At 43.4% G+C, this 22454-nt stretch carries 23 protein-coding genes; 4 read left to right on the forward strand and 19 right to left on the reverse strand.

All coding sequences use genetic code 11. From position 1 onward, the window contains the following. Positions 1-74 precede the first annotated feature (74 nt). The gene (locus AY607_RS03735; RefSeq protein WP_064101809.1) at positions 75-641 is read right to left on the reverse strand and encodes an RBBP9/YdeN family alpha/beta hydrolase; all 567 of its coding nucleotides are present in this window, start codon (positions 639-641) and stop codon (positions 75-77) included. 150 nt (positions 642-791) lie between these two features. Next, entirely contained in the window at positions 792-2198 is a 1407-nt protein-coding gene (gene ffh / locus AY607_RS03740) for a signal recognition particle protein (protein WP_005247147.1), read from the reverse strand. A 138-nt stretch (positions 2199-2336) separates the two neighbouring features. On the opposite strand from ffh, the gene AY607_RS03745 reads away from it, so the two are divergent. Next, positions 2337-3146 (forward strand): inner membrane protein YpjD, encoded by an 810-nt coding sequence (locus AY607_RS03745; RefSeq protein WP_064101810.1) that lies wholly within the window; start codon positions 2337-2339, stop codon positions 3144-3146. A gap of 59 nt (positions 3147-3205) precedes the next feature. Here AY607_RS03745 and AY607_RS03750 read toward each other — a convergent pair whose 3' ends face one another. Further along, positions 3206-3967 (reverse strand): class I SAM-dependent methyltransferase, encoded by a 762-nt coding sequence (locus AY607_RS03750; protein WP_064101811.1) that lies wholly within the window; start codon positions 3965-3967, stop codon positions 3206-3208. Between the two features lie 211 nt (positions 3968-4178). On the opposite strand from AY607_RS03750, the gene AY607_RS03755 reads away from it, so the two are divergent. Next, positions 4179-5114, forward strand: coding sequence for a tRNA-dihydrouridine synthase (locus AY607_RS03755; RefSeq protein ID WP_205630796.1), 936 nt, complete (start codon positions 4179-4181; stop codon positions 5112-5114). Positions 5115-5166: 52 nt separating this feature from the next. On the opposite strand, the gene AY607_RS03760 is transcribed toward AY607_RS03755, so the two are convergent. The 4 genes from AY607_RS03760 to rpe form a co-directional block, all read right to left on the reverse strand. Beyond that, entirely contained in the window at positions 5167-5829 is a 663-nt protein-coding gene (locus AY607_RS03760) for a nuclease-related domain-containing protein (protein ID WP_064101813.1), read from the reverse strand. 34 nt (positions 5830-5863) lie between these two features. Then, positions 5864-6346, reverse strand: coding sequence for a methylated-DNA--[protein]-cysteine S-methyltransferase (locus AY607_RS03765; protein WP_064101814.1), 483 nt, complete (start codon positions 6344-6346; stop codon positions 5864-5866). 73 nt (positions 6347-6419) lie between these two features. Next, positions 6420-6737 (reverse strand): quaternary ammonium compound efflux SMR transporter SugE, encoded by a 318-nt coding sequence (gene sugE / locus AY607_RS03770; protein ID WP_064101815.1) that lies wholly within the window; start codon positions 6735-6737, stop codon positions 6420-6422. A gap of 634 nt (positions 6738-7371) precedes the next feature. Further along, entirely contained in the window at positions 7372-8058 is a 687-nt protein-coding gene (gene rpe / locus AY607_RS03775) for a ribulose-phosphate 3-epimerase (RefSeq protein WP_064101816.1), read from the reverse strand. Positions 8059-8226: 168 nt separating this feature from the next. Here rpe and AY607_RS03780 point away from each other — a divergent pair, with 168 nt between their 5' ends. Then, positions 8227-8511, forward strand: a complete 285-nt coding sequence (locus AY607_RS03780) for a DUF2218 domain-containing protein (RefSeq protein ID WP_064101817.1) — start codon at positions 8227-8229, stop codon at positions 8509-8511. A 1-nt stretch (position 8512) separates the two neighbouring features. Here AY607_RS03780 and AY607_RS03785 read toward each other — a convergent pair whose 3' ends face one another. The 9 genes from AY607_RS03785 to AY607_RS03825 all read right to left on the reverse strand — a co-directional run bounded on the left by AY607_RS03785 (position 8513) and on the right by AY607_RS03825 (position 16894). Then, positions 8513-9655: a M48 family metallopeptidase gene (locus AY607_RS03785; protein ID WP_081408794.1), complete on the reverse strand. Its 1143-nt coding sequence runs from the start codon at positions 9653-9655 to the stop codon at positions 8513-8515. Positions 9656-9666: 11 nt separating this feature from the next. Next, positions 9667-10767: a YjgN family protein gene (locus AY607_RS03790; RefSeq protein WP_064101818.1), complete on the reverse strand. Its 1101-nt coding sequence runs from the start codon at positions 10765-10767 to the stop codon at positions 9667-9669. 120 nt (positions 10768-10887) lie between these two features. After that, the gene (fghA, locus tag AY607_RS03795; RefSeq protein WP_064101819.1) at positions 10888-11724 is read right to left on the reverse strand and encodes an S-formylglutathione hydrolase; all 837 of its coding nucleotides are present in this window, start codon (positions 11722-11724) and stop codon (positions 10888-10890) included. A gap of 43 nt (positions 11725-11767) precedes the next feature. Further along, a complete protein-coding gene (locus AY607_RS03800; protein WP_064097031.1) occupies positions 11768-13150 on the reverse strand; it encodes a C13 family peptidase in 1383 nt (460 codons plus the stop codon). Positions 13151-13270: 120 nt separating this feature from the next. Continuing rightward, positions 13271-14092, reverse strand: coding sequence for a class I SAM-dependent methyltransferase (locus AY607_RS03805; RefSeq protein WP_064097032.1), 822 nt, complete (start codon positions 14090-14092; stop codon positions 13271-13273). Continuing rightward, positions 14086-14910, reverse strand: a complete 825-nt coding sequence (locus AY607_RS03810) for an undecaprenyl-diphosphate phosphatase (protein WP_064101820.1) — start codon at positions 14908-14910, stop codon at positions 14086-14088. The genes AY607_RS03805 and AY607_RS03810 overlap by 7 nt, the downstream gene beginning before the upstream one ends. A gap of 16 nt (positions 14911-14926) precedes the next feature. Beyond that, the gene (gene tsaB / locus AY607_RS03815; RefSeq protein WP_064097034.1) at positions 14927-15592 is read right to left on the reverse strand and encodes a tRNA (adenosine(37)-N6)-threonylcarbamoyltransferase complex dimerization subunit type 1 TsaB; all 666 of its coding nucleotides are present in this window, start codon (positions 15590-15592) and stop codon (positions 14927-14929) included. Positions 15593-15734: 142 nt separating this feature from the next. Next, positions 15735-16262 (reverse strand): gamma carbonic anhydrase family protein, encoded by a 528-nt coding sequence (locus AY607_RS03820; protein ID WP_171254987.1) that lies wholly within the window; start codon positions 16260-16262, stop codon positions 15735-15737. A gap of 17 nt (positions 16263-16279) precedes the next feature. Then, a complete protein-coding gene (locus AY607_RS03825; RefSeq protein ID WP_064097036.1) occupies positions 16280-16894 on the reverse strand; it encodes an NUDIX hydrolase in 615 nt (204 codons plus the stop codon). Between the two features lie 123 nt (positions 16895-17017). Here AY607_RS03825 and AY607_RS03830 point away from each other — a divergent pair, with 123 nt between their 5' ends. Next, entirely contained in the window at positions 17018-17566 is a 549-nt protein-coding gene (locus tag AY607_RS03830; RefSeq protein WP_171255272.1) for an NUDIX hydrolase, read from the forward strand. Between the two features lie 56 nt (positions 17567-17622). Here the strand turns inward: AY607_RS03830 and AY607_RS03835 are convergent, their stop codons facing one another. Genes AY607_RS03835 through AY607_RS03845 form a run of 3 tightly spaced genes read right to left on the reverse strand, consistent with a single transcriptional unit; the run spans position 17623 to position 22447 of the window. After that, positions 17623-19551: a hypothetical protein gene (locus AY607_RS03835; protein WP_064101821.1), complete on the reverse strand. Its 1929-nt coding sequence runs from the start codon at positions 19549-19551 to the stop codon at positions 17623-17625. Between the two features lie 21 nt (positions 19552-19572). After that, complete coding sequence (gene filE, locus AY607_RS03840) at positions 19573-20775, reverse strand: putative pilus assembly protein FilE (RefSeq protein WP_064101822.1); 1203 nt, start codon at positions 20773-20775, stop codon at positions 19573-19575. A gap of 7 nt (positions 20776-20782) precedes the next feature. After that, positions 20783-22447, reverse strand: coding sequence for an OmpP1/FadL family transporter (locus AY607_RS03845; RefSeq protein ID WP_064097039.1), 1665 nt, complete (start codon positions 22445-22447; stop codon positions 20783-20785). Between the last annotated feature and the right edge of the window lie 7 nt (positions 22448-22454).

Here is a 22454-nt window from a genome sequence, read left to right on the forward strand (position 1 = left end):
GAATTCAAGTACCTTTTTGAACACCATCTCATATTAAATTTTAAAATTTAGCGAATACAATAACATGCCTAAATTTAAGATTTAATCAGATAAGGCTCGATCACTTTCCAGAGCTCCGGCAGATCAGTACAGCCTTGTGAATCAATAAAATGTCCGTGATGCTTGGCATTCACCACAATTGCATCAAGACTGTCCGCCTGTTCCAGGCTAAATTCTGGTGCAACCCGGTCATCTCCTTCGGAGTAAATCACCACACGCTCTGCAACCTGTTGTTTGAGTAAATCGAAATCGATATCCGCGGCATCAATAAAAGGGTTTACTTCATCCAGGCGACCCAGCCGGCCATTAAATCCCGCGATCAATACCAGTTGCTGAATTTTCTGCTGTCTTAATTCTCTGGATAGGTAATGCAATGCGGCTACAGTTCCCAAGCTATGTGCAATAAAGATACTGTCCTCATCAATTGCATCAATCTGTTCACGCATTTGTTGATCCCAGGTGTCCAGTGTCGGTGTAGTTGATGGATCCAGCCGGAGGACTTTTAAACTGACATTTTCCTGTTGGGCTTTTTCCTGAATCCATGGGTACCAGTTTTCTTCCGGGCTTGCAGTATAACCATGTACGACAATTACTTGGTTCATTTGAAATTTCTCTTTATTTTGTGCTGATATTCCCGAGTCTGCCTGATTAGATTTTTATTTTGGGTAAGTAAATGTTGTTTTGTTTAAACCGGTTTGACCATTTATTCGCAATAAAAAAAGGCGCATATTGCGCCTTTTTTTAAACAAAACTTATTTCTTGTCGTTGCCGCCGAACAATGGACCCATACCACCGCCGCCGCCAAACTGTTTCTGCAAGCCACCAAGTGATTTCATCATTTTTGCCATACCCGATGGATTGGCAAATTTTTTCATCATCTTGGCCATCTGCGCATGTTGCTTGATCAGCTTGTTGACTTCTGCCACTTCCATACCACAACCTGCTGCGATACGTTTTTTACGGCTTGGGTTCATCAAGTCTGGATTACGGCGCTCTTTCAGGGTCATCGACTGGATAATCGCTTCCATTTTCTTGACCTGCTTTTCAGGATTGGCTTGCGCCAACGCATCTTGCAGACCGGCATTGCTCATGCCAGGAAGTTTGTCCAGAAAGCCCATCATGCCGCCCATCTTGTTCATCTGCTCAAACTGCATCAGCATGTCTTCAAAGTTGAAGCTGCCGCCTTTTTGCAGTTTTTTCGCCATTTTTTCGGCTTTTTCTTTGTCGACCTTGCGTTCAAGTTCTTCGACCAAAGAAAGTACATCACCCATACCGAGAATACGCTGTGCGACACGCTCAGGATGGAATGGCTCCAGGGCATCGAGTTTCTCACCCATACCCAAGAATTTGATTGGCTTGCCGGTAATCGCTCGTACTGACAGTGCCGCACCACCGCGTGCATCACCATCAGTTTTGGTCAGGATCACACCAGTTAAAGGCAAGGCATCGTTGAATGCTTTGGCGGTGTTTGCCGCATCCTGACCGGTCATGGCATCGACCACGAACAGGGTTTCAGTCGGGTTAATCGCTGCATGCAGCTCTTTGATTTCACCCATCATGTCATCATCGATATGCAAACGGCCTGCCGTATCGACAATCAGCACATCGGCAAACTGGATTTTTGCCTGTTCAATCGCGCGATTCACAATCGTAATCGGTTTTTCGTCTGCGCTGGATTCCAGGAAAATCGCACCAACTTCACCCGCGACAGTCTGTAGCTGTTTGATCGCAGCCGGACGATATACGTCGGCAGAGACCATCGCTACTTTTTTCTTTTGACGTTCTTGTAAAAAGCGTGCAAGTTTCGCTGCAGTTGTTGTTTTACCTGCACCTTGTAGACCTGCTAGCAGGACAACTACAGGTGGTTTTGCAGCGAGGTCGAGGCTTTCATTGGCCTCGCCCATCATTTTGGTCAATTCGTCATGAACGATTTTGACAAAAGCCTGCCCAGGAGATAACTGAGTCATCACTTCCTGGCCCAATGCTTCTTCCTTAACTTTCGCGATGAATTCACGAGTTACAGGTAACGCAACATCGGCCTCAAGAAGCGCCATACGCACTTCACGTAACGTATCTTTAATATTGTCTTCGGTTAGCTGCCCTGAGCCAGTAACATTTCTTAAACTCTGCGTGAGTCGTTCTGTTAAGGTATCAAACATTGCAAAATCCGCTTAAAATAGCCATGAGCAAAAAATTGTTTCTTAAAATAGAAAATTTATGCATAGAATGCTATAGGATACTGTAGTTCGCAGCGAATTTATATAAATGAATATTCATCACCCTTAAAAAGGTTTGACATGGTTAGCCTCCCCTTGGTTTATACGATCTTAGCATTAGTCGCTTATACCGCTTCCTTCTGGTATCTGTTCATTCATTTAATGTCTAAACGTACTCCTAATCAATGGTTTGTTTCGCTAACTGCACTGCTTGGCCTGAGCCTGCATGCACTGGTGTTATATGGTGATATGCATACTCCGCTAGGCATCAATTATGATGTCTTTTCCCTGTTTTCTTTTACCTCGGGTTTGATGCTGCTGCTCAGTATTATTTACAGTACTTATCGTCCGATTATTGCCCTGAACCTGATCGGGATTCCGGTGGCTGCAACAGGTTTGATCCTCGGTTTTGTCTTTACCCAGCCAGCTAAAATTATTATCCAGAACTCTCTAGGCTTGGACATTCATATTATTTTGTCTTTGTCTGCTTATGCAGTATTGCTCATGGCAACCATTCAGGCCGTAATTTTACGTTTTCAGGATCGTGAGCTGAAAAAAAAGCATAAACGCCGGGTCTGGGTCAGTTTATTACCCTCGTATCAGGACATGGAATCACTGCTGTTTGATATGCTGATGACCGGTTTTGTTTTACTTACCCTCGCTTTGGGCTTTGGCTTCTTTACCATCGACAATTTCTTTGCTCAGCATCTGGCACATAAAACTGCGTTCAGTATTATTTCCTGGCTGGTTTACGGTTCACTATTAATCGGACACTGGAAGTTTGGCTGGCGTGGCCAGAAAGCCGTGCACTTTACCCTGCTCGGTTTTGGCTTGCTGGCACTGGGTTTTATTGGGTCTAAATTTGTGCTGGAAATGATTCTGGGGCGATAATTCTGAGCCTTGGATATTCAATTCATTGTCCAATAAACAGGCTTTAGCTTGAATATTCTTTAAACGGTTATACGCCCCACCCGCACCGACAATGGCCAGCTAATCACTCTAGGCAATTCTGGATCTTCCCATTCTGGCAATAAGGCATCTGCCAGTACATTCAGTGGATTATGTCCGAGTGCTTTAGTGGCAGCTTTCACGGCTGACCAGGTACTCATATAACCAATTAACTGATAAAAGTTCCATTCAACCTGTAATAGAGGTAGCTGAATCACAATTTCCTGAAAGGGAAATGGTAGATTTTTATATCCTTCATCTACATGGCGACGTTCAGGCGGCCAGTACGGTGCAAGCGTGACTTCATAAAAATGCTTAAAATAATGATTCAGATGTGGCTCATCCACATTGAACACGCCATAGCTAATTAAAGCCAGAATGGCTTTAGGTTTCGCGATGCGTCGAACTTCTGCGTAGAATTTTTCCAGATCGAGCCAATGCGCTGCTTGAGCCACTGAAATCAGATCAATACTCTGGTCAGCACACGGGACCTCTTCAGCAAATGCCTGACCATACTGAATTTTTGGATGCGGTTTGGCTTGGGCAAGCTGTTCAGCACTCGCATCAATAGCAATCACCTGATCAAAATAATTCGCCAAAACTTCTGAAAGCTGTCCAGAACCACAGCCGACATCTACAGCCAATTTGGTACTTGGTGATAGCTCTGCCAATAGCTTTCCCAATGTATCCGGATAATGCGGACGAAACAAGGCATAATCCTGTGATTGCTGGGAGAAATGATCCTTGAAATGAGGCTGTTCCATACTGCCACCTGATATATTTATGATTCTTTTCAATATAGCTATTCATCTTTAAAACTCTATTATTTTATTGTGCTGAAGACAGCTGTTTTATTAATATTTCCTAAATCCCTTCTCACCCTCTCTCCCCTTTATGAAGCGTAAAATTTAGACTGCCTGGACATTCAGGCTAAAAAAACGTATAACACCGTTTTAAATTTACAGGTGTGCACCGTTGAAACTTGTGCTTGCTCCCATGGAAGGCTTAACCGATCCGATTATGCGTGATGTGCTGACATCCGTAGGTAGCTTTGACTGGTGTGTGACCGAGTTTATCCGTGTCACCGACTCGATTTTGCCCGACCATATTTATCACACATATTGTCCAGAACTGTTGAATGGTGGCAAGACGGCGGCAGGTACACCAGTACATGTGCAGTTTCTGGGAAATAATCCGGAGATGCTGGCAGCGAATGCCGCCAAAGTGGCAGCCATGGGCGCACCGGCAATTGACATGAATTTTGGCTGTCCGGCCAAAACAGTGAACCGTCATCGCGGTGGCTCAGTCCTTTTAGATGAACCTGAAGTCGTACATGAGCTGGTTAAAGCCGTGCGTGATGCAGTGCCTGCACATATTCCGGTTTCCGCCAAAATGCGACTGGGTTATATGGACCGCAATTTCATGCTGGAAAATGCCCATGCCATTGAAGATGCCGGGGCAGCGTGGATTACCGTTCATGCACGCACCAAAGCCGATGGCTATACCCCGCCCGCTTTTTGGGACCAGCTACAACCGATTCGTGAAGCACTCAAGATCAATGTAATCGCCAATGGTGAAATCTGGAACAATGCCGATGCCAAACATTGCCGTCTGGAATCTGGTTGCGAAGACCTGATGATTGGCCGTGGTGCAGTAACCACACCCGACCTGACCCAATGTATCCGTCAAAATTCGGATGCACCTTTGATGAACTGGAATGAACTGCTGCAACTGCAAATTCGTTTTATCAACGGCCCAGCCAAAACTGAGATCGGTATGGTCGGTCGTTACAAGCAATGGCTCGGCATGATGTCGAAACATTATCCTGAAGCCAAAGCATTATGGGATGAAGTAAAACGAATTAAAGTTCTAGCCGAAATTACCAAAAAACTGAAAGCTTCAAATATTTAAAACCCAAAAGCCTTTGAATCATTCAAAGGCTTTTTTATGGGCTCATAAAAGCTTATGACTGCTTACGCTGCTTTAAACTTTCTACGTGATCCCGATTGGTTTTCCAAGATTTTTCTAAAACTTCTTTTTCTAGCCGCAGTTGTATCCGTTTTAATTTCATTTCAGAAATCATCTGCTGATCAAAACTTTTCACATAGTCGGTCCAGCCTGCCCCCCGAAATACATGATTTGGCATCGGGGTTTTAAACACGGCATCCGGCATAAATACAATCACAAAATGCAATAGATCTGGTTCCAAAATATCTGCTAACAGCTGCTCCAATACTTTGATGTGCTTATAGTTCTGATGAATCGGATTCTGAAATTTATAACTGTTTCTATAGATTTTCTGGGTCCAGGTTTTTTGTCGCTCGTTTCCAAATATCCAGCCTTTATAGTTTTTGGTCTCAATCACAAATATTCCGTAAGGACTTAATAACAGATGATCGATCTGCGTGGTCGCGCCCATTCCGTCTGGAAGAGTCAAATCATTGAGCAGAATATATTGAGGATCTTTTAAATACAGTTTGACATGAGCAGCAACCGCAAATTCTCCTAATTTCCCTTTTAAAAATGGCTTGAATAATTTAAAAATCATCACGCCAAAGAAAAGCAGAAGAATCCACCCTAAGCTGGACCAGAGTGGACTTAATAGCTGTATCGTAGAATGCTCCATATTCTAATTTTCATTTATTTTAAGTATTTAAATATTAATGCGTTCGCTCAATATTTAATAGGATTTCTTTTTTATCCAAACCACCGGCAAATCCTACCAGCTTGCCACTGCGACCAATCACCCGATGACAGGGTGCAATAATCGAAATCGGGTTTTTGCCATTGGCTGCACCCACGGCACGTACCGCCTTGATATTACCCACCTGTTCAGCAATGTCGCGATAGCTTCGTGTTTGTCCGTAGGGAATATTCAGTAGAGCCTGCCAGACTTTTTTCTGAAAATCAGTACCGGCAAAGTCCAAAGGCAGGTCAAAAACATTGCGCTGACCAGCAAAATATTCCTGAAGCTGACGTCTGGTTTCAATCAATACCGGGTGCTGCGGATTTTCAACCAGGGTCGCCAGTTTCACCCGATTCGGCTGTTCACAATCCCAAAGCACAGCTACCAGCGCGGTTTTATTCGCGACCAGTCGTAACTGTCCTACCGGAGAATCCATATAGAGATAACTTAAGTTCATGATGGCGCCCTGTCCCAATCACTATAGTTCATTTTCTATATTAACCCAGTTCACCGAGATAGACAGAAACAAATTATGAAGAGGATACTTTCATCAAAACCAGACCGGAAATGATGAGTACAGCAGCCAGCATACGCAAGGCAGAAGCAGGTTCACCCAGAACCCAAATACCGATGAGAAATGAACCCACTGCACCAATCCCGGTCCAGATCGTATAGGCTGTACCTAGCGGCAAAGTACGCATCGCATACGCCAGCAAAGCAAAACTCAGTACCATGAAGACAATGGTAATGATACTGGGGGTTAAACGAGTAAATCCTTCGGACAGCTTCATCGAATAAGCCCAAACGATTTCAAAAATACCTGCAAGAATAAGTACGATCCAGGCCATGCAACCCTCCTCCTTTTATATAAGAATCAGGCCGTCCTGACGATTTTTCCTGTAAATTCCAACACGCAACTCACAAGGGAGGTCGTTCCTCCTCAATATTTAGATATAAAAATTTTATTAATTCGCGTACCAACAATGTGGTCAGTGTTACAAAACATGACTTTTAGAGATACAAATTAACTTTGTCTTACTCAAGTCTTCACGACATTCTTACCTGCTCTGGTTATGGTAGAGACTAAAAATAGCAAGTTAGTATAGTTCCATACTCGGGCAGTTGAATTAATAACAATTACATGCGATTCCACTCGGAATGTTAAGTTATACACATTAATTAAATTCAAACATTTTAGGGATAAATTACATGATTAAACATAAACTCGTGAGAGATTGATCATTTTTTACTTGGTTGAATTATTAACTATTGATTAACAAATAACCACTAAACACAAGGGTTATATGTAATAAAAAGAACCCTATTTGAGTTCTTTTTATACAAATATTGTCTAAATCGCAATCAACCACGGTACAAATGATTACATTTTATGCAACATATCCATATGGTTATCAACATAGATATCTACACACTTATCCATAAAGTTATCCACATATTTATGCGCATCTGATGTTTTAGCGATTAGAGTTGAATCTGCCCTACTCTGGCTAACTCTGCACGCATTTCATCAATCACAGCTTTATAATCTGGCTTGCCAAAAATAGCTGAACCTGCCACAAACATATCGGCGCCCGCTTCAGCAATTTCACGAATATTACTCGGCGTAACACCACCATCGACTTCCAGACGAATATCACGACCTGAAGCATTGATCAGTTGACGTGCCTGACGCAATTTATCCAAAGTCATTGGAATAAATTTCTGCCCACCAAAGCCCGGGTTTACACTCATGAGCAGGATTTGATCGACTTTATCCAGCACATAATCAAGGTAATGCAGTGGCGTTGCCGGATTAAATACCAAGCCCGCTTTTGCACCACCTGATTTGATCAACTGTAAAGAACGGTCAATATGATCAGAAGCTTCCGGATGGAAAGTAATGATATCGGCACCTGCTTCAAGGAAATCCCCGATCATGCGATCCACCGGCTTAACCATCAAATGCACATCAATGGGTGCTTTGATGCCGTATTTTTTCAAAGCCTTACACACGCCAGCACCAAAAGTCAGATTCGGCACGTAATGGTTATCCATAACATCAAAATGGACAACGTCTGCACCTGCTTCCAACACGTTCTCGACTTCTTCGCCTAGACGGGCAAAGTCAGCAGACAAAATAGAAGGGGCAATTAAATAAGGCTTGGACATGGAGAACCTGGCTCGTTGAAATTGGATTTTTCCCATTATATCAAATCCGCTCCGGCTACTGTGACTTCGATGTTGCAAGAATAAAATGCTATGTAACGCTTTGCGGCTTATGATTCCACCCATGACTGGTTTAAAGTACAGGGGAATGATTACAAGTGTAGAAGATCAATGAAGAAAAGTACTGCCCATATCCAGACACAACAAGCCTCACGCGTTGCCAAACGCCTGGCCAATCACTGGAAACATAAATTCAATATTGATGAAAATGAATCAGCTTTTCTGATTCATTTTCCAAGTGCGGAAGTGAACCTGGCGCCAGAAGCAGAGCATCTTACTGTAACGATTCAAAGTAACGATGACGCTACTGATCTGAATAAACTTGAAAATGTTGTGCTGGATCATCTAATCCGTATGGGCCAAGAACCACTGGAAGCAAATTGGCAACGTGATTAACTCAATCACGACTGACTGCTTGCTCAGACATTTTTGCATCGAAGGCATGAATACGCTCAATCCTTTTTTCTAGTTCCGGATGCGATTCCGTGTAGTGTTTCAATTTTCCAGCAAAACGTATAAATTTTAGCTCAGATGCAGTAGGCTGACGCTCTTCACCCAAGATTTTGATGGTGATATTGTCCATTTTTAGAGTTTCTGCTTCTTGTGCCAGCACTCTTGCATTTTCAACACGCTGAAGAAAATTAGATAGGTGAATACTGGAGATGCTGCGTGCGTGTAAATGTTTCATGGCATAGTCATCTGCCTCATATTCCAGACGTTTTGAATAATCAGCATCACTTAACATCACTGCAGCTGCGGTGAGCATACTACTGCCATCCTGGAAAATCATTTCCCATGCCATCGCGACACTGGATGCTGCTATCAGCTTTTGCATAGCATGCTGGCGTACAATATGACCTTGTTCATGTGCCAGTACTGCAAGTACCTCTTCTTCATTTCCCGCGATCGCCACCAATTCATCCGTGACTAAAATAGTATTGTTCGGAATCGCCAAGGCATTGGCGCCCAGCTCTTTACCTTTACGAAAAATCAGTTTAGCAGGCGCATACGGGTTTTCAGCTATTTCCTGTTGATAACGCTGACGCATGCGATTTTGATAATCAGCACTTAAAGCAGACGTTTCCGTCCTTTTCACTAAATTTTGTTCAGTGACATCACCAATGCGCTGTACCGTATTGTCTGGCACCCAGACAGCAACTTGTTTGGCGCCCCACGGAATCACCCATTTCACGACACTAAAGATCATGACCAAAGCCAATACTAGCAAGGTGAGCAACTGCGCAGGCGAGCGCTCCAATTGCCATATTGCTTCATAAATAGCTTTTTGTGGTTTGGCAAACCAATGTGGTACACGGCCAATAAACTCAATACGTGCATCATTCGGAAGTTCTACAATCGCAGGTCGACGGCCTACAGCACCAATAAAAGCCATCATTTTATAAGGAATCTCTACATCCCGGTTTTCGTCATCGATATAACTTAATTGAATGAGGTGCTGATCAAGGGGGCGGATTAAAGCGGGATGTGCTATTGCAGAGCTACCATCATAATAAAGCACTTCAACAGGTCTTTTTTGCATGATGATTTCCCCTACAATGATGCATCAAAATCAAACATAGAACTAAATTCAGCTGCCAGGGAATTAGGGTCAGGCTGCAACATATTTTGTAATTCGTTAGGGTCATCCAAGACAAAGAGTTCCAACATACTGGTTTTATATTGATAAAAACGGATGTCGGCCCATGCGGATAACAGACCCAAACTGATAATTTTTAATACCCAGTTTGACAAAACAATCCATGCATAACGCCATGGATTGGCACGTGTTTTAAAAAAATTCTCCCCTAGAAACAGATTGTTCCATGTAGTGATATAGATCCGTGCCAACATAATCGGTAAGATAAAAATCAGGCCAATGACCCACAGCAATAATAAAATCACAATCAACAAGTCATGTTCTGAGTTTGACGATTGACTTGCATCGATCAGGGCAACCATCGAAAAGCTAAAAGCCAGCATCAACAATAAAGGGCGATAGACAGCCGACATATAGTTTTTGTGGGTAGCGTTCAAGCGAAATTTAAATTGTCCCAATTGTAAATGATCGAAGCAATAATGCTTATAGAGCCAAATTAAACGAGGTAGCAAAATAAATAAACTTAAGAGGGTCTTGATTACTTCGACACTCAATAAGCGATACAAGTATTTGTTTTCACCATAGAAATAAAAACGTGTATTGCCAAATTTGGTGTTGCGACTTCTAAATTTAAGCGTCAGGCGAAACAACCACGGTACCGCCATGTACAACATGCCCAAGCCCAGAGTGGTCAACAACACCGAGTAGTTCGACATCACCAAGAACACTATATAAATTTCCAGGGCTAAAAGCCGGCCAAGAAAAATCTTGCTGGGTAAACCGGTAAAATCAAAGCGACGCTGCAAAAATTCGGTATTGCCATAAAAATAACGCTGACGACGCGATTTCGCCCAAGGTGAATACAAGGTCAAGGTCAATACTGTCAATAAAATATTACTCAACCAAATACCAAAATATTCCGAGGTACTACCATGAAACTTGAATTCATATCGCTGATATTTCGGTCTGACCGAAGGCGTGGCTTCAGTCGAAAAACTTGAAGCAGCTGGAAATAATGGCTCACTGACACGAATACCGCCTGCTGTCTGCTGCATGACGACCCCAATTTTTTATACTTTTATACAACTGATATTAAAAGAAAAACCCCCAGAATGTAAAAACATTTTGGAGGTTTTTTAATCTTTTTAGCGCTATTACATCTTTGCAATACCGATTTAAGGATTTAACTGCACGGCATGGAATTGCAAATGATCATCTACAAAACTTTGAATAAAGTAATACCCATGATCATAGCCCTGATGTTCACGTAAAGTTAAGGGCTGGTTCACGGTATCACAAGCCTGCTGAAACAAGGCTGGATTGAGCTGACTATAGAACTGGTCTGAGAACCCCTGATCAATCAGGATATCATTGAACAATGCGCCTTTCTCCTGAACCAAAGCGGTCGCATCATGCTTGAGCCATTCTTCACGGTTTTCACCCAGATAATTCGAAAACGCCTTGTCGCCCCACGGGCACTGGCTTGGCGCACAAATGGGTGCAAAGGCTGAAACAGATTTGAATTTTTCCGGATATTTAAATGCCAGGGTCAAGGCACCATGCCCACCCATAGAGTGGCCAAAGATGCCGATTCTACCGGAATGGATCACGAATTCCTCAGTGACCAGTGCATAGAGCTCATCCACAATGAAGCTTTCCATCTGGTAATGTTCAGCCCACGGCTCCTGGGTTGCATTGATATAGAAACCCGCACCCTGACCAATATCCCAATTGTCGCCTTCTGCCACGCCTTCACCACGTGGTGAGGTATCCGGTGTGATTAAAATTAACCCTAATTGTGATGCCAGGCGCTGGGCATGTGCCTTGATGGCAAAGGTTTCTTCAGTACAGGTCAAACCTGCCAGATAGAATAATGCTGGACAGCTATGGCCTTCCAAGGCTTGAGGCGGCAGATAAATTCCAAATTTAGCCGGGGTTTTAAGATAGTGCGAATCAAAACGATAAATCCGCTGTTCACCTTCAAAGCTTCTATTGTTCTGTATAAGTTCCATGGCTATTCCTTATTATTGCAGCCGATCTATTGAGAATATTGGGCTAGGGAGACTGTATCGTGGTGCTGTTCTGGGGAAATAAACGCTGCTCCAGTTGAGGTAACATCAATTCCATATTCTTGCCAATCACCCATTGCGGTTCTGAAGGTTCAAAGCCCTGGACTGCCTCCCATTTAGCTACCGTAGTTTTAGCCTGTTCAAAAGAGGCTTTTAGACTATTATTTTCACGCATGGCTTCATCAAATAATGCCCGGCCAAAATAGGTATAATCCGCTTCATTGGAACAGCCAAAAGACTGGCGGTCAGCTGCTGAGGCAGTGATAATCAGGGTATTATCATTCTGCAAGGCAGAAGCAAAACTGCCCGAGAAACAGGCTGAAATCACAATCACCCGCCAGCGGATTCCGGATGCATCCAAGGTATCACGCAACCATTTTGGATCGACTTGTGCCAGATCCAGCGGAGCATTTTCCATTTCGAACACATTTGGCAAACCGTGAGAAGTCATATATAAAAACAGCACATCACTTTCACGGTTCATCTGCTGCCCCATACGGCGCAATGCCAGTTCCATACTGGTTCTGGAAGCAATCGGTACGGTGGTACGTGTCGCCGGATGATTAACTAGGGCAATGGATCGGCCAAAAGTACCAAAACGGGTATCAAACTGTTCTTTAATCCGCTCGACTTCAGAATAGAATACATCCTGATAGCTGGCTCCAGCCACCCCCATGAAATACCAGTGCGACTGTGCAAATTCACCATATTCAATGCTTTCCAGCGCTTTGTTCAGCAGAACTGGCTGGGCATAGAATGCATCTTCAGCAAAACTTGGTGGAATTTCTTCAACTTTCCAGATGGGCTGATCTTTAACTGAAATCTGCCAGACCACCAGAGTAAACAAGGTCGCCAGCATGATCAGCGCACGTTCCCACCATGGCCATTTTAATTCACGCGAGATGACCCAGACCACTGCCAGACTTTGCCAGACAAACAGCATGACAAAGAGCGTTGGAATATAGTCATAGAGGATATATGGCAGGTAATCCAGATCACCCAGATACTGGATCAGGCACTGGAACAGCATGATATGGGTATCTAACACCAGCCATAATAGGGCCGGTACCAGCATCAGGCGTGGATTATTGACCCGTTGCGAAAGAAAAATACCAACAATCAGGGCAATAAAAGGCCATAGCGCATAACTGATCAGGCCTTGAGAGTTAAAATCTCCCATACGGCCTGAACTGAGCCAGCTAAATAAACTGTTGGCACAACCTCCCAAAATACCCCAGAACACCAGTTGCATGATGGATGGACGAACCAGCTGTAAAGAACGCCGAGATCCCAAAAATAACCACATCCCGGCAGTTTGGTTGCTTTTAAAATCGTGCCAAAAATTAATGGAGGGTTTAAAGTCGATCATAGGATGTCAAGGAGATAAGTGGTTCGCCAATGTGCTGAATAAGTTTATGCTTGATAAGCATTTAATCAATGTTAATTTTAAATATATAACAAATCTTTGCTTAATAAAGAAGCCATTCTCCTATTCAGCTACAAGTTCATGCTGAAAATACGCATCAAAGCGACAAGCATCACCTTGCCATTGATGATTAGGTTCTTTTCCGGCCAGAAATACCGCCAGACGCGGACGCTTGACCACGACACGCCTGCCAATTTTTTGTGCCAGTTCCAGAAGATTATCGCCCAGATCCATTTCACCATCTTCAGGCAATAACATATGTAACAGCTGCATCTGTTTTTTGACCTGTGCCTGCTTTTTGACTGCCTGCTGGTTTTGGTCACGCTGAGGGAACATCGGGTCAAGATAAACCACATCAACAATCTGCTGCTGCTCGGCCTGCTGTTTTAAATAATCGGCTGAATCTGAAAATACCAAATGAATCCGGGATACGACCTGACTCAGGAACGCATCCGACTGGGCACGTGTATGGCTATCTTCCAGCAAGGTGAATAAAATCGGATGCCGTTCAACCAGGGTGACTTTCGCGCCTAAATGTGCCATCAACAGACTGTCATGTCCCAAACCTGCAGTAGCATCAATCAGGCTCGGCTTCTCAGCTAAATTACAAGCGCGTGCAATCATTTCCGATTTTAAAGAAGCCCGTTTTAACCGTCCGGTTTCCGCTCGCCAGTCTGGTTGCATTTTCATACCATTGGCACATAACCAGAGTCCGTCAGCATCAACACAAAGGGCCAGTTCAGGATTTAAGCGGAAAAAACGTGCATTGAGTTTTTCCACGTGTTCAATCTCGACCACTACCCCACGAGCAGAAAGCACAGCCTTGAAGTGCTGTGCTTTCTCTTGATAGTCAGATTCGGCATATAAGCGAATCGTGCTTACCATAATTTCCAACCTGTATAGGCAAATAATAAAATCAGCAGACCTGAAACAATACGGTACCAGGCAAAGATCATAAAGTCGCGCTTGGCCACATATGCTACCAGCGCACGGATGAGTAACAATGCCGAAACGAAAGAAACCAGAAGCCCGACCGCAATTACGGTCCAGTCTTCAGTGGTATTTAGAACATCATAGCTTTGATAAAGATCGAGCAGGCCAGCACCAATAATCACCGGAATACCCAGAAAAAATGAGAATTCAGTTGCGGCCTTGCGTGAAACGCCCAGGAACATCGCACCGATAATGGTCGCACCAGAACGAGACGTCCCTGGAATCAAGGACAAGACCTGAATCAGACCAATCCAGCACGCATCTTTAATGCTGAGTTCTTCAACTTCATGGACACGGACTTGAGGTGGATTCTTTTCAATCCAGATAATAATCAGACCACCAATAATCAGCCCCATGGCGATGGCAATATCATTGAACAGAAACTGCTTGACCGTTTGGCCAAAAGTCAGACCAATCAATACAATCGGGATAGATGCCAGAATCAGGCCTATACCTAGACGGCGACCTTGTGGCTCACCACTGACAATCCCGGTCGCTGCTCCCCAAAGACGTGCCCAGTATTCATAAATAACGGCAGCAATTGCCCCCATCTGGATTGCGATGACAAATACATCACTCTTTTCCTTGGTCCAGAAATTCATTAATTCTGATGCCAAAATCAAATGGCCGGTACTGGAAATAGGCAAAAACTCGGTAATGCCTTCGACAACACCCATGAGAGCCGCTTTGAGTAGCAGTAAAAGATCCATGCTTTATCCTAGTTAATTATGCTTTACCTTGTTCTGGAATTTTTTTCCATGCGTTATCACGTAAATATACCGGTAATGCCAATTCTGCACTGACCCAGTTTTCGGTTTGTGCTGCTACACGTGCAATGCTGGCAATATCCTGTGCGGTCGCGTGCACATTTTTATAAATTGACGTTTCACTTTGTACCAGTTCAGCTCCTGAACCGACCGGAGTATACTTTACTGCCTGACGACCCTCAGCATAATTTAACAGTTGCTCATCATCGACCGGCTGCATAATTCCTTGGGTATCCAGTTGATAGCTCGCGATATAGACTTCGCTCATGCGAGCATCCAACACGGCAGACACTTCAGTCAACCCGTGTAAGCGGTAGGCGGCTTGAGCCAAAGCCTGCAAAGTCGACACCGGAATCACTGGCAAATCATTGGACCAGGCCAGAGCCTGAGTTACAGCAGCATTAATCCGCACACCACTGAATGAACCCGGACCACGACTAAAGGCAATCGCGGTCAAGTCAGCAATGTCCAGTCCAAGATCTCGCAGACCTTGTTCAATCATTGGAAGAATCGTTTGCGTTTGTGCCCTGGCGCGCGCATCAAGCTGAAAAAATAATTCTTGTGTATCATCGATTACAGAAACGGAACACTGCTCATTGGCAGTCTCCAATGCCAGCACTTTCATGCACAACCTTAAGTCAGAGAATATAAAAACGCGGATATGATACTCCACTCATATCCGCTGCGCGAGATTTTCCCGAAACAGATACAAAAATGCCTAGAAAATCTAGGCTTATAATTCAGACTATAGAATAAAGAAAAGTACCCTAAAGTTGCACTTCTTCCAAGTCCTGAAAGTTTTGAAAATGCTCGGCATAATGCATGGCACTCATTTTCAGTTTTTGAATACTGTCATCATCCAGCGTTTTTACCACTTTACCGGGTGAGCCCATCACCACAGAATTGTCTGAAATCACCTTACCTTCAGGAATCAGAGCATTGGCACCAATAATACAATTCTTGCCAATCACGGCATGGTTCAGAATAACTGCCTGAATTCCGATCAGGCTATTATCACCAATGGTACAGCCATGCAGCATGGCCTGATGGCCGATTGTCACATAATCACCAATGTGCATCTCAATGCCTGCATCCGTATGCAACACTGCATTTTCCTGCACATTGCTAAAGTCACCCAATTTAATTTTACTGTTATCTGCACGTACTACAGCCCCAAACCAGACACTGACTTGGCGACCAAGTTCAACTTGCCCAATCACGGTTGCCGTTGGTGCCACCCAGCCATCCCAAGGCTGATGTGTAGCAGTAGGGGTATATTCCTTAAATTTATACAACATTGATAAAATCCTGTTCAATGGTTAAAAAAGTTTGGAGATTTAAAGGCCGGCGAATTCAGCAAAAATGGCCAGTCTTTCTTATAATCCAGTCCATACTGGAACAGAGAAATCAGCATACGTGCGGTCAACCCCCAGACCACTTCATTTTCTACCCGCATACTCGGAAAATATAAAGATTGCTGGGCAAAACGGACTTCATAGGGCGTGGGCGTCACTTCAAGCAAATGCTGCAATGAAGCAAAGAAAATCCGGTCAATTTCTGTTGGCTGTGGAATCAGCTGCACTTTCGGAGGAATCAATCCCACAATCGGCTTGACCAGCATACCATTTCGGGCTTTTTGCATGGGCAAATCACCCATTAAATGCACATCAAAGGGGTTCAATGCCGTTTCTTCATAGGCCTCTCTTAAAGCCACTACAATATTACTGGTATCTTGCGGATCACGCTTCCCCCCGGGAAATGAGACTTCTCCAGCATGATTATTCAAATAAGCTGAACGGCGTGTCAGCAATACTTTGGGGTCAGCTTCATCTGTAATTGCAATCAACACGGCAGCATGCGCAGATCGGATACGCTTGGAAAAACGTAATCTCTGCCGCAACCTTTGTGTCAATTCACATCCATCCATTCTTTCAGCCCTAGCAATGATCATAATTTCATCATAGCTGATTTTTGTCAGGACGGGAGAGAAATGATGTCAAATTTAGGTTTTTCAGTTATCCTGAGCTTACTTTTATCATTGATGATGAATATGAACTTCTGTGTGAATTGTGGACATAAAACCACAGCTAAAATTCCTTTGGGCGATCAGCAGATTCGCAGCGTGTGTGATTCATGCGGCTCTATTCATTATATTAATCCGAAAGTCATTTGTGGTGCTTTAGTCCTGTTCGAAAACAAGGTGCTGCTGTGCCGTCGTGCCATTGAACCACGCTACGGCTTATGGACGTTACCTGCCGGCTATATGGAACTGTTTGAAACCATGGAGCAAGGCGCGGCACGGGAAACCCGTGAAGAAGCAGAAGCTGAAGTAGACATTGAACAGCTGTACTGCATGTATAACATTCCGCGTATTGGTCAGATTTATGTGCTGTTTAAAGCCAATCTGATTGATGGAAAATTTGGTGCGGGTGAAGAAACCATCGAAAGCCGTCTGTTCGATGAAGCTGATATTCCCTGGACTGAACTTGCCTTCCCGAGTGTAGAACATACCCTCAGACATTATTTTGAAGACCGGAAAAATAATACTTTCCCAATGCATCTGGAAACCTTAGGCACACGTCTAGACCATACCGGCTAAATTCAGCATACATAAAAAATCCCACACTAAGATGGGATTTTTTATTTTTAAAAATATTATTTGGCTTTGACTTGATAACAATCTGCCAGCTTAAACTCAACAGACCCGCCATTTAGTTTGGCCAGTTGAGTATCTGCAGGCGTTAAATCCTTATTATTGTTATTATAAACTTTCTGAAAACTGGCATAGGTATTGGCCCACTGCACTTCTTCACCTACCGAATTCAGGAAAGTGACACGTCCAGTCTGGCCAACATTGCTATTCAACACATTAGACAAATTAAGTAATGCACCACCGATCACAATCGAATCCTTTGGATCCGTTGAGGACTGGATACGCGAGTCAAGGCCGACCAATGCACCATTTAAGTTGCCAAACTTTTCATTGGCCAGAATTAGGCGCATTGATACCGCTTTATCGGCAACAAATGCACGACCTAAAGTGCCAAGTCGGTATTGCTGGATACCGTTGATTAACAGGTTACTGCCTAATACATCTCCTTGGCAACCTGCTACCGGGTCAGTTGCCAGATTGCTGGCAGATTGCATATTGGTACGTACATCCCCATTACTGTCAATCACAATTCCCAAGGTAATTGGATTCACTGTGCTCTCGGTAAATTTAAATTCCAGATTGGCATACATTGGGAAAATATAGCTCTGCCCAGGTTCTACGTTCTCCGCTGTTCTAAAGACCTGACGATCCAGATAACTAATCGGGAAAATCTTGTAGAGGTCAAAGCTTCCAGCATAATTCTCATTATCAGCCGCTAAGCGCCATAAACCTAAGTTGGCTCGATCAGAGGCATCTAGTACCGTTTTGTCAGTTACTTTTTTATAAAAAGCTTCATTACCTGCGATCACATAATCATTCAATAATTTGCCTTGGTACAGTTCAAGCAGATTACTAGAATTCGCCACATTCAGGCGATAAGGCGTAGTGATGGTTTTTCTGGTTGGGTGAATCCAGGAACTTTGTGGATCTGCAGTCATCTGTACCGGCTTCACCTTACGGATAAGCTGAGCATTAATGCCCCCCAAGGAAGATAAATTTTCTGTCGCCATTTTTAACTGTGTATCACGCCATTGCAGGCCGCTACCAAAGGTATAGCCTTGGCGATCGGTAATCAGCATAAAATGGCCAAATAAATATTTGGTATTTTTATTTTTAATATCACATGGACTTAGGTTACAACCCACCAGTCCATCTGAACCCGACAGATTAGTACCAATTACACCTGAAGTTGAGAACAATGAAAACTCTGGCTGATACACGGCTGCATTGGCAATCGTTACCAGTTTTTTAACTGTGGCAAAAGCCACCTCATCAGTAATCTGGCTGACATCCACAAAATCTTTAATTTTCTTTTCAAAATCAGTATCAGTCAGGCTGATATTTCCGCTGGTTTTTGCCAGGTCTTTGCGCATCTCTTCGGTAATATATAAAGGCTGTACATCCGATGGATTTACAATACGCCTTTCTTGTAGCGCCAAAGCTTGTAAAATTTTAACCAGACGCATAGCCACCTGAACGGTAGGGTCTGTAGTGACCAAATCACCTACTCGGCGTCCGGTAATCCCACTTGCAATATCAATTACACTTAAACGCGGCAACTGGGTCTGGGCATTAAAAATGGCATAGTCGCTCAGTTTAATTTGCCCTAAATTGATCTTGTTTGAAGCAAAACTTTGAATATAAAATTCAATATTATCTGTCTTTGTACAGGTTCCGGAAGCTACACCATTTTTACTATCAAATAATGTAATAAATGTATTTTCTGTATCACTACTACAGTTAAAGTTCAGACCATCGAGTGGATATTCTAGTCCCCATTCCACACAGTTGGTGGTACCGGGAGTACACGTACCATTGGTTGTGGCTTCATCATTTTTTTCTGGAATAACATTGGCACTTTCCCCACCGCAACCACTGAGTGTGGCCAAAAGTGCAGTTACAGCAAATGGGTATAATAATTTATTTTTCATTTTTCTATACTCGAATAGTCCTTATCGAATAGCGACTAATTTTAGTTGTCCATGATTTGTCAGCATCTTGTCTTCGACATCTATAGCTGAGGCTAAAGGTGTCAATAGTACATATTCAGTTTTTGCAGGTATCTGCAGGATCCCTTCAATATGTTCATGTTGAATAATATTCGCCGACCCTTCCTGATTTTTAAAACCGCCAGCGCCTTCTAGCACACAGCCACGATTGTCTAAAAATACAACAAAAGGCCAATAATAAGTTGGATTTTTTTGGCTAGAAGCATAAGAGTTAATCTGAATATTTTTAATATCAGATTGAAGTTTCACCACTTCAAAATCAAATTCGTCTGCTTTAAGAGGCACACGAGGCCACAGATTGATCGCTTTTTTAAGGCTAATTTCTTTAGCATTTTTAATTTTTTTATCGTTAAAACACTGTTTCCCTAAGCTATCGATGGTTTCAGGCTGTGATATACGATAATAACTTTGTGCCAGTACCACCGGACCAGAATCGACCTCTGGCGTTTGAAACAGGGCTTTTAACAGGGATTGCCCGACCCCTTTTTCACGCTCAATCGTCTGAATCCGGGTAGCTCCCATATTTTTGTCTACCACACCTTCAGGCATGCTATAGAAACGTTTTTTACCGTCTACATTGAATTCTTTATTTTCCAGATATTCACTATCCACATATTCAATGCCTTCTATCTGGCTAAATCCGGGTTTTTGCACAGTTGCTGCAGAAGATTTAAGGCCAGTATTAGCAATTTGAGGAACTTGAGCTTGTGATTCAGACTTCAATCGCGTTTTAGACTTCGTCCGTTCTGGGGAAATAACTGGTTGTACCGGTTGTACTGGTTGTACTGGTTGTACTGGTTGTACTGGTTGTACTGGTTGTACTGGTTGTACTGGTTGTACTGGTTGTACTGGTTGTACAACCATATTATGGTCCTGCCTAGACTTCACTTGTCTATTTTCAGTGACTGGTATTTTTTCCAAGTTTTGCTGCACTGAGGAGGATTGGACTGCTACCACAGTTCCTGTTTTTTTAGAGGATGGATATTTTTCTTCAGTTTTTTTCTCTGCAGGGTTACCGGATACAACTAATGGTCGCCCATCCGGACCAATAATCGTAATAAATTCTTTAGCACTTGTAGTGAAAGATAAGGGTACCAGATTTAATACCAGCACCGCTGCCCATCCAACTTTCCCTGTCTTGATCATGTCTTTGTTACCAACGCGTGCGATAGTTCAAACCTAAAATGGTAATTTTGGTATCTGTTTTGATGTTTAAACCTGCATATGGGTTTAATAGCAAATTATTTACCCCGGTCTGGTTAGCTAAACTACTGGTATTTGCTGGAATCTGATCCTTACTGCGTAAGAAACCAATCGATAGATCCAGATCAGTGTCTGCATCAAAACGATAACCTACCCCCAGGCCAAACAACTGTGCACCATTAATAGGTACCATAGTATTGCGCTTATCTTTTGGAATTGCACTGGTTCGTGGCTCATAGCCTGCGCGAAGCTTTAGACGATCTGTTGCCGAATACTCCATCCCTATACCGAAGTTCCATGGTGACTTAAATCCCATAGGTAAAGCCAGACTAGAATCGGTCACATTTCCAGACAAGATTTTGGCGATCTTTAAAGCGGAAAGCGTACGATCAAACTCGAATTTAAACTTGTCCCAAACCTTATAATCCGTCCAGCCGACATCAAAATTCACCTGTAAATCAGGCATTACCTTATAGGTGATCCCTGCCTGGAAATGGGCTGGATATTCGAAATCCATCGACACCAAACCGGACTCACTGGAAGGAATATAATTTGGAAATCCCAGAATTGCAGCCAGAATCTGTCCGGTAGGTGAGGTCATTAAACCTTTAATCATTTCTTGCGGTGCTTTGGCATTATCAATATGGAATTTACCTTTTAGACGCATTTTTGCAGCGCTTTGATAAACCATACCAAAACTAAAGTCTTCGCGAGGTTCCCATAATATACCCAAGTTATAGCTGGGGCTTAAATTTTGCTCGAGTGACAACTGCATTTGACCAAATTTGCCAAATGGATTCATGCCTTCGTCAGCATTACAAATTCCGAGTAAAAGAATGTCAGTAATGATGTCGGAATTTTCTTTAAACGGCGTACAGACAACCTCATCGATCATTCTTAGCATGCCGATCAGTTCATTTGGAAAACGCAAGTCTGTTTTCATCGCAATAGCCTGATACGACATCCCGACAGATGCACCAATCGACAGCTGGTCGTTAACCTCATAACCGACAGATGGAGACAGATAAGTAATCCGCTCCAAGGCAACCTGCTGACCCATGAAGTTTGCAGGACTTCCATCTTCCTGACCAAACCCGGCCATTAACGGTGCATAAATTGCGGTCGCATAGGTTGCTTTAGAACCAGGTGGATTGTAGGCAGCCCCCATGGTCGGCGCAACCAAAGGAAGGCCTTCGCCCAAATCGACCATTTTTTTAAGATAAGGCACAAAAAGACTGACGTATTCTACATCACCACTGACCTTGCCTTTAAAATCAGTACATATATCAGATGAAACTTCAGGTCCATCATGACAAACCATGGGGTCATCAGAATAGCCAAATACGTTATATCCAGCCGGCACTGAAAACTCACGCTGGATATCAAAATTAGCGACAATAATCTGCTGTTCTGTTTGCAGGCCCTGAATCTTAGTCAGGCCTGCCGGGTTAAAGTGAATGGCATTAACCCCTGGAGGATCTGCAGTTACAGCGTTCCCCATGGATAATGCGCGCAGATCCACCGAAAGGTTGGCCCCTAGTTGCGCAAAAGTATAACTTGAACAGCCCGCAAGAATGATTCCTGTTAATAACGGGCTAAGTCGAATGGTTTTCATACGACAC

The sequence above is a fragment of the Acinetobacter sp. SFA genome, from assembly GCF_001647535.1.
GTDB lineage: Bacteria > Pseudomonadota > Gammaproteobacteria > Pseudomonadales > Moraxellaceae > Acinetobacter > Acinetobacter pecorum.

Bases quoted from the DNA above. Each gene is read 5' to 3' on its own strand.
- AY607_RS03735 (WP_064101809.1), bottom strand. From the start codon at position 641: ATGAACCAAGTAATTGTCGTACATGGTTATACTGCAAGCCCGGAAGAA.
- ffh (WP_005247147.1), bottom strand. From the start codon at position 2,198: ATGTTTGATACCTTAACAGAACGACTCACGCAGAGTTTAAGAAATGTT.
- AY607_RS03745 (WP_064101810.1), top strand. From the start codon at position 2,337: ATGGTTAGCCTCCCCTTGGTTTATACGATCTTAGCATTAGTCGCTTAT.
- AY607_RS03750 (WP_064101811.1), bottom strand. From the start codon at position 3,967: ATGGAACAGCCTCATTTCAAGGATCATTTCTCCCAGCAATCACAGGAT.
- AY607_RS03760 (WP_064101813.1), bottom strand. From the start codon at position 5,829: ATGGAGCATTCTACGATACAGCTATTAAGTCCACTCTGGTCCAGCTTA.
- AY607_RS03765 (WP_064101814.1), bottom strand. From the start codon at position 6,346: ATGAACTTAAGTTATCTCTATATGGATTCTCCGGTAGGACAGTTACGA.
- sugE (WP_064101815.1), bottom strand. From the start codon at position 6,737: ATGGCCTGGATCGTACTTATTCTTGCAGGTATTTTTGAAATCGTTTGG.
- rpe (WP_064101816.1), bottom strand. From the start codon at position 8,058: ATGTCCAAGCCTTATTTAATTGCCCCTTCTATTTTGTCTGCTGACTTT.
- AY607_RS03780 (WP_064101817.1), top strand. From the start codon at position 8,227: ATGAAGAAAAGTACTGCCCATATCCAGACACAACAAGCCTCACGCGTT.
- AY607_RS03785 (WP_081408794.1), bottom strand. From the start codon at position 9,655: ATGCAAAAAAGACCTGTTGAAGTGCTTTATTATGATGGTAGCTCTGCA.
- AY607_RS03790 (WP_064101818.1), bottom strand. From the start codon at position 10,767: ATGCAGCAGACAGCAGGCGGTATTCGTGTCAGTGAGCCATTATTTCCA.
- fghA (WP_064101819.1), bottom strand. From the start codon at position 11,724: ATGGAACTTATACAGAACAATAGAAGCTTTGAAGGTGAACAGCGGATT.
- AY607_RS03800 (WP_064097031.1), bottom strand. From the start codon at position 13,150: ATGATCGACTTTAAACCCTCCATTAATTTTTGGCACGATTTTAAAAGC.
- AY607_RS03805 (WP_064097032.1), bottom strand. From the start codon at position 14,092: ATGGTAAGCACGATTCGCTTATATGCCGAATCTGACTATCAAGAGAAA.
- AY607_RS03810 (WP_064101820.1), bottom strand. From the start codon at position 14,910: ATGGATCTTTTACTGCTACTCAAAGCGGCTCTCATGGGTGTTGTCGAA.
- tsaB (WP_064097034.1), bottom strand. From the start codon at position 15,592: ATGAAAGTGCTGGCATTGGAGACTGCCAATGAGCAGTGTTCCGTTTCT.
- AY607_RS03825 (WP_064097036.1), bottom strand. From the start codon at position 16,894: ATGGATGGATGTGAATTGACACAAAGGTTGCGGCAGAGATTACGTTTT.
- AY607_RS03830 (WP_171255272.1), top strand. From the start codon at position 17,018: ATGAACTTCTGTGTGAATTGTGGACATAAAACCACAGCTAAAATTCCT.
- AY607_RS03835 (WP_064101821.1), bottom strand. From the start codon at position 19,551: ATGAAAAATAAATTATTATACCCATTTGCTGTAACTGCACTTTTGGCC.
- filE (WP_064101822.1), bottom strand. From the start codon at position 20,775: ATGATCAAGACAGGGAAAGTTGGATGGGCAGCGGTGCTGGTATTAAAT.
- AY607_RS03845 (WP_064097039.1), bottom strand. From the start codon at position 22,447: ATGAAAACCATTCGACTTAGCCCGTTATTAACAGGAATCATTCTTGCG.